We start from the raw sequence: 15,157 nt of genomic DNA on the forward strand, positions 1-15,157 counted from the left end.
TTAACAAACTTTATTAAGAGACTACTTAAATACCGTCAGTTAAAGTAAAAGCTACTTTAGCAGAATCCAGCACTTTCCCGTTTTCACATTTAAGAATACGTTTAGGATATTTGTTGATTATCTGGTGGTTGTGTGTTGCCATTAAAACAGCGGTACCTGAATTATTTATTTCCATAAATATCTGCATGATACCTTCCGATACATCCGGATCCAAATTTCCAGTTGGTTCATCAGCAATTAAAATTACAGGTTCGTTTAGTAAAGCCCGGGCTATTACTATGCGTTGCTGTTCACCGCCCGATAATTGATGTGGCATTTTGGGACCAGCTGATCCCATTCCTACCCGCATTAATACTTCTGATACCCTATTTTTAATTTTTGATTTTTCTTTCCACCCGGTTGCTCTCAAAACGAAAGTAAGGTTTTCGGTTACAGTACGGTCTGAGAGAAGTTGGAAATCCTGGAAAACTATACCTACTTTACGCCGCAGGTAAGGTACCTGGCTTGACGAAACTTTAAATATTTTAAAATCAGCAACGGTCGCTTGTCCACTTAATAAAGGTAAATCGGCATATAAGGTTTTTAACAAAGAACTCTTACCACTACCCGTTCTGCCTATTAAATAAACAAATTCCCCTTTTTCAATATCAAAAGATACTCCACTTAATATTGTATGCACATCCTGGAAAATGGCAACATCTTTTAAACTTACTACTACGGAAGAAGAAAAAGTCATTTATTATAATTCAAGTTTCTGCAATTTCCCAAATTCCAGGTTTTGGATTAAAGCTGCCAATGCCTCTTCTTTTCCTGCCAGGCCGTACCGATCCATATTCTTTAATGGCCGATCAGCTCTAAAATAGGCAATCAAAACAAAATGCTCATCGCGTAACTGGATATAATCCGGAATTTTGGCTTTGCCTTTAACTTTTATGATATACATATTTTAGTTGTCGGTGTCAGTTGTTGGTTACTGGTCTCAGATTTTATTATTATCTGACTACCCATAACCAACAACCGGCAACTAAATTAAATATTTACTTTTTTATGATCGGCTAAAAATTTAGCTAAACCACTATCAGTAAGCGGGTGATTCAGAAGAGACGTAATTACATTTAATGGACAGGTAACAACATCGGCTCCTACTTCGGCACACTGTAATAAGTGGATTACGTGACGTACAGAAGCTGCTAATACCTGAGTTTGAAAGCCATAGTTGGAATAGATCTGAACTATTTGTTCAATTAAGGACATACCATCGGTTCCAACATCATCTAAACGACCAACAAACGGCGATACATACGTAGCGCCTGCTTTAGCAGCTAATAATGCCTGACCAGCTGAGAAAATTAAAGTACAGTTAGTTTTAATGCCTTTTTCAGAAAAATATTTAATGGCTTTTACACCATCTTTAATCATTGGCACTTTAACTACAATATTTGGGTGTAGTTCTGCCAGCATTTCGCCTTCCCGAATAATGCCTTCGTAATCTACCGCAATAACTTCAGCACTAATATCACCATCAACAATATCGCAAATAGCTTTATAGTGTGCCATTACGTTGTCATGACCACTTATGCCTTCTTTAGCCATTAAAGACGGATTAGTAGTTACACCATCAAGAACGCCTAAATCGTAGGCCTCCTGAATGTCTTTTAGGTTTGCAGTATCAATAAAGAATTTCATATCAAAGATTAATGGGTTTAAGCCACAAATCTAAGGTATATCTTCAGTATTTAAATAATAAAAAGAAAAGAATTTAATTGGGAGTACCTGTGGAGAGGATAAAAAAAAAGTGGCAAACCGAACATCGCACCGCTTCAACCGCCTACCCTTGCTTCTTTCCAGACCTGGGGGAGTTCAGCAGGAGCTGGTCGTGCCGATTTGCCGGTGCAAAAGTAGGTCAGGTTTTCGGATTATGCAAATACTTTTTATTTTTTTACCTGTTTATTTTCCAAGTTCCTTGTTAACCTCAGAAAATCAGGCCAGTAATTTTTCCGTTTACCCCTCTAAAATATCTTATTTATTTAATATCAATATAGAATATTATATACAGTTACTGAATAATATCTTTAATTTTGCACCCACTAATTTTACAGGCTCCTTACCTGAACTTGTAATAAGATTTTTAGATTTAATTTATTCGATTTTATAAAGATTTTCGCTTAGAATGCTAACAGTAGAAAAAATTGGCGGCACCAGCATGAGTGCGCTTCAGGATGTTTTAGACAATATTATATTGTACCAACGGTCCGGAGATGCGTTGTATAACCGTATCTTTGTAGTATCTGCTTTTTCAGGTGTTACCAATTGGTTATTAGAAAATAAAAAAACCGGTGAACCTGGTGTTTATCACCGGATAGTAGAACATAAGGATTTTCATCATGCCTTAAATGATGTATCGGCCAAACTACAGGAAATAAATAAAAAATATGAATCACTGGGTTTAGATGTGGCCGCAGCTGACGCTTTCATTAGTCAGCGCATCCAGGAAGCCCAGCAGTTTTTAGAAAATCTGGTTAATGTATTGGCTTCCGGTTATGTAAGTTCGGAAAGTATTTTACAGGCTGCGCGGGAAATTTTAGCTTCTATTGGCGAATCTCACTCTGCCTTTAACCTGGTAAATATTTTACAAAACCGTGGTATAAACGCTACCCTAGTTGACTTAAGTGGTTTTCATGACCATGAGCCCTATACCATTGATCAGCGGATAGCCCATTCTTTTAAAGATATAGATTTTACCAAAACCATATGTGTAGTTACCGGATATACTAAAGGTACAGAAGGTATTATGCGGGAATTTGACCGCGGATATTCCGAAGTTACCTTTAGTAAAATTGCGGTGGCGGTAAAGCCTCAGGAAGCCATTATTCATAAAGAATATCATTTATCTTCTGCCGATCCTGCCCTGGTAGGAATTGAAAATTGTGTTCCGGTAGTAAATACTAATTATGATGTGGCCGATCAGTTAGCGGATGTTGGCATGGAGGCTATTCACCCCAAGGCGAGCAAGCCATTGGAAATGAATGGCATTAACCTGCGGATTAAAAACACCTTTGAACCGGAACACCCGGGTACGCTGATTACCCGCGAATATGTTTGCTCCCATAAAAGAGTGGAAGTAATAACCGGAACGGAGAAAGTTGTTATCATTGATATTTTTGATCCGCTAATGGTAGGCAACGTAGGTTCCGATTTAGAAATAATGCAGTTATTCTATAAATATGGCGTTAGTTACATTTTTAAATCTACCAGTGCTAACAGCATTTCCATGGTTATCTGGCAAAAAGATTTCAACCAGGACCTTATTAATGATTTAGAACAAGCCTTCCAACATATTACTGTTGAACCAGTGGCCATAGTTTGCATGATTGGTTCTAATATAGATCAGCCTGGAGTTTTAGCTAAAGCAGCAAATGCATTGGCAGAAAGCAATATTAATATAATAAGTGCTGGTTTCTCCATGCGAAAAGTAAACGCTCAGTTTATCGTTGCCCGGGAAGACTTCAAAAAATCTATAGTAGCTCTGAATAAAACCATGTTTTTTTAATCTGGAGTAAAAATCAGAATAAAATTTAAAAAGAAGAGGCTACCTAGTTTAGGTAGCCTCTTCTTTTTAATAATATATTATATTACTATAACCAGTTCTTGCGCTTAAAATACCACAGGAAGCTTAACGACGACAAAACCATTAAAAGTAAAGCAAAAGGATAACCATAATCCCATTCCAACTCCGGCAGAAATTTAAAGTTCATACCATACACACTGGCAATTAGTGTCGGGGGCATAAAAATAACTGTTACTACCGTAAATATTTTGATAACCTGGTTTTGATCAATATTTACCAAACCTAAAAAGGTATTCTGCAGGTACTCCAATCTTTCAAAACTAAATTGGGTATGCTGCAACAGAGAATTTATATCTTTTAAAATAATACGTAAACGCTCTTTCTCGGGGTCTTCCACTAAATCGCTTTTTAATAAAGACGATACCAACCGTTGTTTATCTACAATACTGCCCCTAATCAAAATAGTATTTTCCTGCAAACCGGTTATGCGGAGCAGAATCTCTTCTTCTATAGACCGTTCATTTACTAATTTTTTACTAATGGTATTGGTTTTCCGGGTCAAAAATTCAATAAAGTCTGCATCCAGGTCAATCTGAGTTTCCAGGAGCAATAAGAAAATTTGAATGGCTTTATTGGCCGCCCCTTTTTTAAAGGTTTTAATTTTTCTTACCGTTTCGGCAAACGATTTTAAATCGGTACGCCGATGCGTAAAAAGAATGTCATCTTTAAAAATAAAGGAAACTTGTTTGGTAATATAGGAGGCATTTTCATGAACCACAAAGGCACTATTAGCCTCAAAACCCGAGTCATCTTCAAAATAGCGGGAACTACTCTCAATTTCGGCTGCTTCCTGAGGAGTAAAGAATTCAATGTGGAAAAAATTCTCTACTTGCTTTTGTTCTTCATCACTCGGCGACTGCAAATCAACCCATACCATTTTATTGGCATTATCCATTGCCAAGGATTCCGGACCTTTTTCCCATAGCAGCTCATTATCTTCTAAATAAAAACATCTAATCATAAAAACTGAAAGTAATCCGGTTACAATACCACTTAAAATTCAGGTTGTTTTTTGTTTAAACTTTAAACTATTTGCAAAAGTTATAAACTAGTATAATACCCTTTTCCAATCGCAAACTTATTATTTTCTGGCCAAAATAAGTACCTCTGTTTTTTTATTTATTGTGGTTTATAGTTATTGTGCTTAGGAAACAGGAATTGAAATAATAAATTTTGCATCCTTCTGAATTGCACCTTAACTTTGCACATGCCAGAAAAAATAATAATTCTCGATTTTGGCTCGCAATATACACAACTTATTGCCCGTCGGGTTCGCGAGCTAAACGTTTACTGTGAAATCCATCCATTTAATAAAGTACCAGAGCTCAGTCCTGAGGTAAAAGGTCTTATTCTATCCGGCAGTCCCTGTTCTGTTCGGGACGAAGATCATCCTAACCCAGATATAAGCCAGTACCAGAACCAGGTACCTGTTCTTGGTGTTTGTTATGGTGCCCAATTATTAGCCCATGAAAATGGTGGCGAAGTTTTACCATCTACCATTCGGGAGTATGGCCGGGCTTTATTAAGTGAGGTTCATGCTACCAACCGGTTAATGAAAGAAATAACCATTGGTTCGCAGGTTTGGATGTCGCATGGTGATACCATTAAACACGTACCAGAAAATTTTGAAGTTATAGCCAGTACCGAATCCGTTGCGGTAGCAGCTTATAAAGTACAAGGTCAGGAAACTTATGGTATCCAGTTTCATCCGGAAGTAACGCACTCCTCAGAAGGGAAAACCATTTTACGTAACTTTGTAGTACACATTTGTGAGTGCAGCCAGGACTGGACGCCGGATCAGTTTATTGAAACTACGGTTACCGAACTTCAAGATTTGATTGGTGACGATAAAGTAGTACTGGGATTATCCGGAGGTGTTGATTCGTCGGTAGCGGCCATGCTTATTCATCAGGCTATTGGCAAAAACCTATATTGTATTTTTGTTGACAATGGTTTGTTGCGAAAGAATGAATTTGAATCGGTTCTGGAGTCGTACAAACACATGGGCTTAAATGTTAAAGGTGTTGATGCCAAGGACCGGTTTTATACAGCTCTTGCTGGAATATCAGACCCGGAATTAAAAAGGAAAGCCATCGGTCGTGTATTTATTGAAGTGTTCGACGACGAATCGCACCAGATAACTGATGTAAAGTGGTTGGCACAAGGCACCATTTATCCGGATGTAATTGAATCTGTATCGGTAAAAGGACCATCTGCCACTATAAAATCGCACCATAACGTAGGTGGTTTACCTGACTTTATGAAGCTTAAAATAGTTGAGCCACTAAAAGCCTTATTTAAGGATGAAGTTCGTCTGGTAGGTAAAACCTTACACATTGATGAAAACATTATTGGGCGGCACCCTTTCCCTGGCCCAGGTTTAGCCATCCGCATTCTCGGCGACATTACCCCGCAAAAGGTTTCTATTTTACAGCAGGTGGATGATATCTTTATTCAGGGCTTACGTAATAATGGCTTATACAACCAAGTTTGGCAAGCAGGAGCTATTTTGTTGCCGGTACAATCGGTTGGTGTAATGGGAGATGAACGTACTTATGAAAACGTGGTAGCCTTACGGGCTGTTTCCAGCGTAGATGGCATGACAGCCGATTGGGTACATTTACCGTATGAGTTTTTGGCTAATATCTCCAATGAAATTATAAACAAAGTAAAAGGTGTAAACCGCGTGGTGTATGACATTAGCTCTAAACCACCAGCCACCATTGAATGGGAATAATAAACGTGCAACTAAACGTATATATTAAAATTAAATCTGCCTTTTTTATTGTTCTGCTTCTGGGTTCAGCTTTTCAGATAAAAGCACAATCTCAGAGAGAATTAGAAATACATGTGCAAAACAGTAAAGTTTTGCTGGAACAGCAGAAATATACTTTGGCCATGACAGCGTTATTGCCGGCAATAAATGCCGGCAATAACTTTAAAAATGCCCCGCAGGCGCTATATTTATATAGTGTTGCTGCGTTAAAGGCAAATAAGCTAAAAGAAGCAAATGACCAGGTACAAAAAATATTACAAGAATACCAAACCTGGGATAATCTGGATGAGGCAAGGTATGTAGGCGCTAATATTGCCTTTGAACAACAAAACTTTGCCAAAGCTTTAACCTTACTGCAGGATATAAAAGATCCGGATTTTGAAGCTGATAAATCGGCCATCAAACAAAATTACCTGGAAAGGATTAATAATAAAGCGCAGCTAAGCGCCTTAGTACAACAGTTTCCGGAAGATAAAGACGTTGCGGTAGTGTATGCTAATAAGCTAATTAATGGCTGGTATGCTAGCCCGGATAAAAATACATTGGAGACAATTGTTTCTAAATTTAACCTCGATAAAAGCAAGTATACCCCTAAGGCTTCCGCTGCTTTATCCAGAAAAGGACAGTACAATGTAGCCGTACTCCTGCCCTTCCCGGTAACGGAGAAAGATCCGGCCACTATCCGGAAAAATCAGTTTATTACTGATTTGTACAGCGGTATGATAATGGCGAGAGATTCCCTGGCAAAGAATAATATTACAATTAACCTTTTTGCCTACGATGCTCCTTCTGATACAAACAAGGTAAAGGAAGTTTTAAATTTACCGGAAATGACTGGAATGGATTTAATTATTGGCCCGGTGTACAAATCGGCTAATAAAATTATTTCACGTTTTGCCCAGCAGCATCAAATAATTGCTATTAATCCTTTATCCGAAGATATTTCATTAATCCAGAACAATCCTTATTTATACCTGTTTCAGGCCTCATTAACTTCCCAGGGTACCAAAGCTGCAGATTTTGCTTATGATAATTTTTCATCTAAATCGGCGGTGCTAGTTTACGATAATACCGAAAATGGGCTGGAATTCGCCCGTGCTTACCGGCTGCAGTATGAAAAAAGAGGTGGTAAAATTACGGCCATAAAAGCCGTTAGCCCAAAAAGCTATGGTGGTACTGTTTATGGAGGTATAGATTTTAGCACGGTAGGGCATTTATTAATTTATTCTGATAACTATGCTTTAGCTGTAAATACCATAAGTACTTTACAAAGGCTAAGCACTAAAGTGCCCGTAATAACTACCGCCTCCTGGTTAGAAATCAATCAACTTAGTCTGCAACAGTTAGATGACCAAGAAATTTATTTCTTACAACCGAAATACGTAGACAGTACTTTGCCTTTGGTTAGGGAATTTAAAAAAGATTATGTGGCCCGTTTTAACATACCGCCATCTTCTTACACCTATACTGGTTTCGAGTTACTTTATTATTTTGGTAATATATTGTCTCGTTATGGGTCTAAATTTAATACAGCTCTGGCTTCTGAAGGGGCTATTTCCGGGGCTTTTTTGCAAGGCATAAACTTTACTGGTAAACAAGACAACCAGTACGTGCCTTTATTAAAATTGGAAAATCTCCAGATCATGGTAGCAAATCCAGTGTTTAAATAATTTAAAATCCAGTTTATGAATCATACTGCTAGTCAGCAATTATTTCAACGTGCACAAAAATCTATACCTGGGGGCGTAAATTCTCCTGTTCGGGCCTTCAAGGCGGTAGGCGGCACTCCGGTTTTTATGAAATCGGCCAAAGGCCCTTACTTGTTTGATGAAGATGGCAACCAATACATTGATTTTATAAATTCCTGGGGGCCCATGATTTTAGGCCACGCCTGTGATATGGTACAAGACGCCATAAAAGAGGTTTTACCTGATTCTTTTTCTTATGGTGCTCCTACCGAACGGGAAATAGAAATGGCGGAGCTAATCATTCGTATGGTTCCTTCCATAGAAAAAGTAAGAATGGTAAACTCCGGTACCGAGGCTACCATGTCCGCTATCCGGGTGGCCCGGGGATATACCGGCCGGGATAAAATAATTAAGTTTGAAGGATGTTACCATGGCCACGGCGATTCTTTTTTGATTGCTGCCGGTAGTGGTGCCGTAACCTTAGGCGTGCCGGATAGCCCTGGTGTAACCAAGGGTACAGCCAATGATACAATTACGGTACCTTATAATAATCTAGATGCTGTAAAACAAGCCGTAGCTGTTAACGAAAATCAGGTTGCAGCCCTTATTCTAGAGCCGGTAGTGGGCAATATGGGACTTGTACCACCAGCAGACGGATTTCTGGCCGGCCTCCGCGAACTATGTACTAGTGCAGGCATTGTGCTGATTTTTGATGAGGTAATGACCGGCTTCCGGTTAGCCAGAGGTGGCGCCCAGGAGTTATATGGCATTACACCCGACATGACAACCTTAGGAAAAATAATTGGCGGTGGTTTACCTGTTGGGGCCTACGGTGGAAAAAAAGAAATAATGGACTCTGTAGCTCCTGCCGGACCTGTTTACCAGGCTGGAACATTATCTGGAAACCCTATTGCCATGGCCGCCGGTTTGAGTATGCTTAAATTCCTCCAGGGCCACGATGAAGTTTACGCTTATTTGAATAATATTTCCGATAAACTGGTACACGGAATGCGAGACAATTTGCGGTCTGTGGGTATGGAGTATACTATCAACCATGTAGGTTCTATGTTCAGCCTGTTCTTCACGCGTAAACCGGTCACTGATTTTGAGTCAGCTAAAAAATCAAACTTGGAATTATTCAGTAAATATTTTAACGGAATGTTGCAGCGGGGTATTTACCTGGCACCGTCTCAGTTTGAAACTTTGTTTATTTCTACGGCCATTACCGATGATTTAGCAGATCAATATTTAGAAGCTAACTTAGCTACCTTAAAAGATCTCCGGCAGTATTTATAATTATTTCAGGCATATAAATGGGAAGGGCACTTGTTAAAAGAAGCAGGTGCTCTTTCTTTTTATATGCTCAACTAAGCCAGATTCTTCTTAACTTTACATCTATAAAGAATTTTTATATTTATGATCCTGACCGATAAAGAAATATTAGCCGAAATAGAAAAAGGAAATATTTTAATAGAACCTTTTAACCGCGCTTGCCTGGGAACAAATTCCTACGATGTGCATTTAGGCAAATATTTAGCTACTTACCAGGATGCCGTAATTGATGCCCGTAAACATAACCAGATTGCATCCTTTGAGATACCAGAAGAAGGTTTTGTATTGCAACCGAACACATTATATTTAGGTGTAACCGAAGAATATACTGAGTCGCATGCGCACGTTCCTTTTCTGGAGGGAAAGTCCAGTGTTGGGCGGCTAGGCATTGACATTCATGCTACAGCCGGTAAAGGTGATGTTGGCTTTTGCAATACCTGGACATTAGAAATATCTGTTACGCAACCAGTACGGGTTTATCACAAAATGCCTATTGGTCAGCTTATATATTTTGTGGTAAAAGGTGATATAGAAAACTTGTATAATAAAAAATCTTCGGCCAAATATAATGAGCGGAGTGTAAAGCCGGTAGAATCTATGATGTGGAAGAATAATTGGTAGCTAAAAAGCTGATTAAAACACTCCCCAGTCTGCAGAACCTCCTTTCCTAAATTTTTTCGATAATATATTTAGATACAAGCACTTTTTGCTGAAATCTTTCGTAATATAATAAAATAGTCAACTTTTTTGGCTTGAATTGTGTTATTAAATTAGCCTAGTTAAATAGCACCTAACTGAAAGATATTATGAAGAAGATAATTGTGATGTCCTGCGTAGTATTTGCCACTACATTCCACAGTATAGCCCAGGATAATTCACCTGCAGCTGCCCGTGCAAATCATTTAACGGATAAAATGATTCGTGATTTACGCCTTAATAATTTCCAGGCTAATAAATTAAGAGCAATCAACCAGGAGAAGATTTCAAAGATAGCAGCTTTTGAAACGGAATTTGCCAACGATCCAACCTTAGTAGATAAAAACTGCAAGGGTGTTTGCAAAGAGCGTGACCGTGAATTACAAAGCTTTTTAAGTGCGGAACAATATAGTAAATACTATGCTTCCCGGAACCAATATAATAAAGCTGATAGAGACTTCGCTGCTCAAATTGGAGCAAGACCAACTTTAACTGCCGATGCTAAGGTTAAAATGCCAATAGGCGATAAAGTTGTAACAGGAGGATCAAAAACTCAGACTTTTGTAAAAGCCGACGAATAATAATATATAGCCTTTATACAAAAAGAGGTGCTTCGGAATTATCTGGAGCACCTCTTTTATGTTTATTATTTAATCTGTTTATTGTTTTTGGCTATCTTCTACGTACTGCATTAATTCTTTACAAAGTGCACGCATCTTATCAGCCATTACGTTATCGCTGGTGGCAGTCTGAATGGTTTGGGCCATTGAACCAATGGTATCAATAAAGAAATATTTCATTTCATCTACGGGCATATCCTTTGTCCATAAATCTATTTTCATGGTTCCTTCCTTATTGCGGTCCCATAAAGAAATATTAATGGCTTTAGCAAAATGTATTTCTTCACCGGCGTCTGTTGCCCGCCAGCTAATGGCTTCAGGTATATGATCGTTATCTAAGGCTATACTAAAATGTATCTCTGATTTTTTCATATCAAATGGGTTAAGCTAATTTTTTGCAAAGGTAATAGAATAGCACCTGAAAACATGAACCAATTTTTCATTAAATAAAAAAGGGAGGCCAGCTGGCCTCCCTTTTTTATTTATGCTTTTTATTTACACGTAATTGTTCAACATTACTGGCATTACCAGCATCAGAATATTTTCGTTTTCGTCGTTGCTGGATGGCATTAATAAACCTGCCCGGTTTGGTGTGGAAAGCTCTAATGAAATCTCATCTGCATCAATATTATTCAACATCTCAATTAAGAAACGAGCGTTAAACCCAATTTCCATGTCCTCCCCGTCGTACTGGCACGTTAACCGCTCATTAGCCTCATTGGAGAAATCAAGGTCCTCAGCAGAAATGTGTAACTCGCTACCAGCAATGCGCAAGCGTACCTGATGGGTTGTTTTGTTTGAATAAATAGATATCCGTTTAATTGAGCTTAATAAATCATAGCGGTCAATTACCAATTTATTTGGGTTTTGCACCGGAATCACATTTTCATAATCCGGATAACGCTCATCAATTAAACGGCAAACCATCCGGATGTTATCAAAGCTAAAGAAAGCATTGGAGTTATTAAATTCCACCCGTACTGTAGTAGGCTCAGCCGGTAAGGTAGATTTTAATAAAGTAAACGCTTTACGCGGTATAATAATGGAAGCACTATTTCCTGTTGCCACATCAAAACGACGATAGCGTAATAGCCGGTGTCCATCAGTAGCCACAAAGGTGATATTATTATCATTTAACTGAACAAAAATACCAGTCATAGCCGGGCGCAGTTCATCGGTACTAACCGCAAAAATTGTTTTATTAATGGCTCTGGCTAATAAATTAGAAGGTACTTCAATGGAGTTACTACCCCTTACTACCGGCACTCTTGGGAAATCGGTAGCATTTTCACCTGAAAGTTTATAGCGCCCATTGGCCGAACTTAATTCTATTGTATAAGTTTCTTCGTCAATGGTAAAAGTTACGGGCTGGTCCGGAAGGTTTTTTAACGTATCTAGCAAAATACGAGCTGGAGCGGCAATACGACCATTTTCTTTAGCCTCCACATGCAATTCGGTAATCATGGACGTTTCCAGATCACTAGCAGTAATAGTAAGGGTACCTTCATTAATTTCAAAAAGGAAATTTTCCAGAATAGGTACTACCGGGTTATTGGTTACTACACCGTTAATGCTCTGAAGCTGTTTCAATAATGCCGAAGACGATACAATAAATTTCATTCCGATCAGTCGTTTATATTTTTGGGTTAATCTGGTTATTTATACTGGAATTGCAAGACCTGAAAACAAGCTTTGATATAATCTGCAGCTTGCCTAAGGAACATAAATTCAAGGTAGCAAATTAGGCTAAATTTATTAAAATATTAAAACTTTTAAGCACGAAACCCAATAAATTTTCCGGTGTAAAATTTATTAGGTTTCGTGCCAGCAATTCTAAATTTGAAATAAAATTTCAGAAACTCTTTTCCTCCCAAAATAATCTTAAAACTGGAAGGAAATATAAAACAATTGAGAAAGTTTAGCCTGGTTTATTATTGATGAATGGTATTTTTAAAAAGAAATAATCACCAAGCTTTCTAGTTAAAAAGTATTTAATCTGCTGAGGCATATTTCCGCTTCCGAAGGTAATACTTTACTACTCCAAATAATAAAAGCAGCACCAACGGCAGAACCAGGTTTATTATTTGCCATTTGGTTTTTTCTTCTTTTATCTTCACCCGGTCCAGAGGTCTTAACTTTATTTCTTTTGCCCGTAGCGAAATTAGGTTAGACTCATCCAGTAAATAATCGATTGCATTGGAAACAAAATCTTTATTGGCAAAGGTAGCTCCGGAATAACGGTCAAAGCCTAAACGGAAAGGCTGCATGGTTTTACCATTCACTTCATTTCGAATTAAATCGCCATCCGATACCACTATTAGTTTGGTGGGCTTTCCTTCCGCTTGCACGATAGTATTGGTCACTCCGGCCGGTATAGGTCTGTTTTTAAATACGGAAGTAAATTTACCTTCTAACAGGTACCCCACAGCCTGAGGCCCGGCAGTAAATAACTTAGGATCAACGGGTAATCGAGCTTCATTTAAACTTACATCTACCGGAGTACTGACCACCCGCGAATAAGGAGATGAAGCTATTAAAGGAGTTTTTTGGATTCCTGAAGCTTTAACTGTATCGATGGTGCTGATAAACTTAGCATAAATAGCATCTAAATTACGGGTAATGGGGTGTTTGCTAAAGCCATTAATCACTGGATAATAGCGCCAGTTCATCATTTGGGTTTGCGGTTGGTTACCCATCATACCCACCACCATTGGGATTTGTCCCGAGTTAATATCCTGAATCAAATCACCATTTACCCGTACGCCATATTTAAACAGCATATCTTGTAAATTCACATCCAGGGGTAAAGCCACAGTACCTGCCGTCCGGATGCTATCCAAAGCAATATTAACCGCATCCATCAAGAACAAAGCTTTGCCACCTCCTATTATAAACTGGTCAATTTTAAACTTTTCAGCTTCCGAATATTTTAAAAGAGGCTTGGCAATTACAATAGCATCCAGCGCCTTTAAGTCTGCTACCTTGGTTAAATCTACCCGAAACAGGTCATAATTTTTCTGGAGCGAAGTTATAAAATCAGCAGTTTCCAACGTACTTAATTCACCATGCCCCTCTATGTAGCCAATCCGCTTTTTTTGTTTCTGAATAAGCTGCCGTATTCCTGCTGCAAATTCAAATTCCAACCCTTCAATTGATTGATTCAAGCGCTCATCAGCCGAAGCCGCCTGATTGCCTTTAAGCAGCATAACGGGCACTTCTTTACCCTGGCTGGAAATAATTGCTCCTGGAAAAATCAACTTCTCAACCCGCTTTTCTCCTTCATTAGCAAACAAGTTAGTAGGCTGGATTCCCTTCCGCACCAACTGTTCATAGTAATTATTTCTTTTCTGAATATCCGAACTGGCATCCGGATTAATGAAGTTAAAGGTAACCCGGTCTGAATGTACCTGGAATTCATTTAATAACTCCCTGGTTCCGTTCTGTAAGCGTTTAAACCTGGCAGGGAAATCTCCCTCCAGATACACATCAATTGTTATGTTCTGGTTTAAATCTTGTAATAATTGTTTAGTGGCCGGAGCAATGGTGTAACGTTTATCTTCTGTTAAGTCTAACCGGAAAAACTGCCCCGATAAAAGTATATTGATTAAAATAATTACACCAGCGGCAATGAGAAAACCGATAATATCGCGCTGTTTCCGGGAGGCGGTGGTGGGCGTTGTTTCTTCTACCATTTCCGACTTTCCAATACCAGTTTAGTACCCAAAACAAGTAGTGCCACCACACTAACAAAATATACAATATCGCGCGAATCAATCAACCCTCTACTTAAAGCTTCATAGTGATAAGATATACCTAACTGGCTGATTAAGAATGAGGTATTCCCCCAAACATCTACGGAAGCTATGTAATCAAATCCAGTATAAATCAGGAAACAGAAAAAAACCGCGAAAATAAAAGAGACAATCTGGTTATCGGTTATAGCGGAAGCAAAAACGCCTATAGCCGTAAATATGGCGGCTAAAAAGAATAATCCAATATAGGAGCCAATGACTGCTGCTGTATCAATATTACCTACCGGATTGCCTAATGAATAGACACTGTAATAATAAAGGCCGGTAGGAACAAGGGCCAATAGAGCTAATATAAGGCAGGCCAAATACTTACCCAAGATGAGTTGTAAATCTGTTATAGGTTTGGTGAGCAACAACTCCATGGTTCCGGCTTTTTTCTCTTCGGAAAATGTACGCATGGTTATGGCCGGAATCAGGAAAAGAAAAACCCAGGGTGCCATGTTAAATAAAGTAAGCATATCGGCGTAGCCATATTCCAGCACGCTGGTATCGGGGAAAACCCACATAAATAAGCCTATAGCCACTAAAAAGACGCCAATAACAATATAGGCAATTAATGAATTTAAGAAACTGTTTATTTCTTTTTGCAGAACTGCAAACATGCT

At 38.6% G+C, this 15,157-nt stretch carries 14 protein-coding genes and 1 other RNA gene; 6 read left to right on the forward strand and 9 right to left on the reverse strand.

The genetic code is table 11. The features are described 5' to 3' along the window. Positions 1-25: 25 nt before the first annotated feature. From ADHAQ_RS0122445 to ffs, 4 genes are all read right to left on the reverse strand, one after another. Entirely contained in the window at positions 26-736 is a 711-nt protein-coding gene (locus ADHAQ_RS0122445) for a cell division ATP-binding protein FtsE (RefSeq protein WP_026464840.1), read from the reverse strand. A 3-nt stretch (positions 737-739) separates the two neighbouring features. Beyond that, positions 740-943 (reverse strand): hypothetical protein, encoded by a 204-nt coding sequence (locus ADHAQ_RS0122450; RefSeq protein ID WP_026464841.1) that lies wholly within the window; start codon positions 941-943, stop codon positions 740-742. Positions 944-1,029: 86 nt separating this feature from the next. Beyond that, a complete protein-coding gene (gene fsa / locus ADHAQ_RS0122455) occupies positions 1,030-1,686 on the reverse strand; it encodes a fructose-6-phosphate aldolase (RefSeq protein WP_026464842.1) in 657 nt (218 codons plus the stop codon). 108 nt (positions 1,687-1,794) lie between these two features. Beyond that, an RNA gene (gene ffs / locus ADHAQ_RS27710) (signal recognition particle sRNA small type) lies at positions 1,795-1,889 on the reverse strand. Positions 1,890-2,170: 281 nt separating this feature from the next. On the opposite strand from ffs, the gene ADHAQ_RS0122465 reads away from it, so the two are divergent. Next, positions 2,171-3,550, forward strand: coding sequence for an aspartate kinase (locus ADHAQ_RS0122465; protein WP_026464844.1), 1,380 nt, complete (start codon positions 2,171-2,173; stop codon positions 3,548-3,550). An 85-nt stretch (positions 3,551-3,635) separates the two neighbouring features. Here the strand turns inward: ADHAQ_RS0122465 and corA are convergent, their stop codons facing one another. Further along, positions 3,636-4,589, reverse strand: a complete 954-nt coding sequence (corA, locus tag ADHAQ_RS0122470) for a magnesium/cobalt transporter CorA (RefSeq protein WP_026464845.1) — start codon at positions 4,587-4,589, stop codon at positions 3,636-3,638. 246 nt (positions 4,590-4,835) lie between these two features. Here corA and guaA point away from each other — a divergent pair, with 246 nt between their 5' ends. The 5 genes from guaA (at position 4,836) to ADHAQ_RS26785 (ending at position 10,701) form a co-directional block, all read left to right on the forward strand. Further along, positions 4,836-6,365, forward strand: a complete 1,530-nt coding sequence (gene guaA / locus ADHAQ_RS0122475; RefSeq protein WP_026464846.1) for a glutamine-hydrolyzing GMP synthase — start codon at positions 4,836-4,838, stop codon at positions 6,363-6,365. Further along, positions 6,356-8,074 carry an ABC transporter substrate-binding protein gene (locus ADHAQ_RS0122480; RefSeq protein WP_051360108.1) on the forward strand — a complete coding sequence of 573 codons (1,719 nt, stop codon included), beginning with the start codon at positions 6,356-6,358 and terminating at the stop codon, positions 8,072-8,074. The genes guaA and ADHAQ_RS0122480 overlap by 10 nt, the downstream gene beginning before the upstream one ends. A gap of 15 nt (positions 8,075-8,089) precedes the next feature. Further along, a complete protein-coding gene (gene hemL / locus ADHAQ_RS0122485; protein ID WP_026464848.1) occupies positions 8,090-9,388 on the forward strand; it encodes a glutamate-1-semialdehyde 2,1-aminomutase in 1,299 nt (432 codons plus the stop codon). 120 nt (positions 9,389-9,508) lie between these two features. Next, entirely contained in the window at positions 9,509-10,045 is a 537-nt protein-coding gene (gene dcd, locus ADHAQ_RS0122490) for a dCTP deaminase (protein ID WP_026464849.1), read from the forward strand. A 185-nt stretch (positions 10,046-10,230) separates the two neighbouring features. After that, positions 10,231-10,701 carry a hypothetical protein gene (locus ADHAQ_RS26785; RefSeq protein ID WP_157433486.1) on the forward strand — a complete coding sequence of 157 codons (471 nt, stop codon included), beginning with the start codon at positions 10,231-10,233 and terminating at the stop codon, positions 10,699-10,701. Between the two features lie 78 nt (positions 10,702-10,779). Here ADHAQ_RS26785 and gldC read toward each other — a convergent pair whose 3' ends face one another. From gldC to gldF, 4 genes are all read right to left on the reverse strand, one after another. Next, a complete protein-coding gene (gene gldC, locus ADHAQ_RS0122500; RefSeq protein WP_026464850.1) occupies positions 10,780-11,112 on the reverse strand; it encodes a gliding motility protein GldC in 333 nt (110 codons plus the stop codon). 123 nt (positions 11,113-11,235) lie between these two features. Then, the gene (dnaN, locus tag ADHAQ_RS0122505; RefSeq protein ID WP_026464851.1) at positions 11,236-12,360 is read right to left on the reverse strand and encodes a DNA polymerase III subunit beta; all 1,125 of its coding nucleotides are present in this window, start codon (positions 12,358-12,360) and stop codon (positions 11,236-11,238) included. A gap of 371 nt (positions 12,361-12,731) precedes the next feature. After that, positions 12,732-14,432 carry a gliding motility-associated ABC transporter substrate-binding protein GldG gene (gldG, locus tag ADHAQ_RS0122510; RefSeq protein WP_026464852.1) on the reverse strand — a complete coding sequence of 567 codons (1,701 nt, stop codon included), beginning with the start codon at positions 14,430-14,432 and terminating at the stop codon, positions 12,732-12,734. Further along, positions 14,426-15,154 (reverse strand): gliding motility-associated ABC transporter permease subunit GldF, encoded by a 729-nt coding sequence (gene gldF, locus ADHAQ_RS0122515; protein ID WP_026464853.1) that lies wholly within the window; start codon positions 15,152-15,154, stop codon positions 14,426-14,428. Before gldF ends, gldG begins: the two co-directional genes overlap by 7 nt. Between the last annotated feature and the right edge of the window lie 3 nt (positions 15,155-15,157).

This window comes from Adhaeribacter aquaticus DSM 16391, from assembly GCF_000473365.1.
Taxonomy (GTDB): Bacteria; Bacteroidota; Bacteroidia; order Cytophagales; family Hymenobacteraceae; genus Adhaeribacter; species Adhaeribacter aquaticus.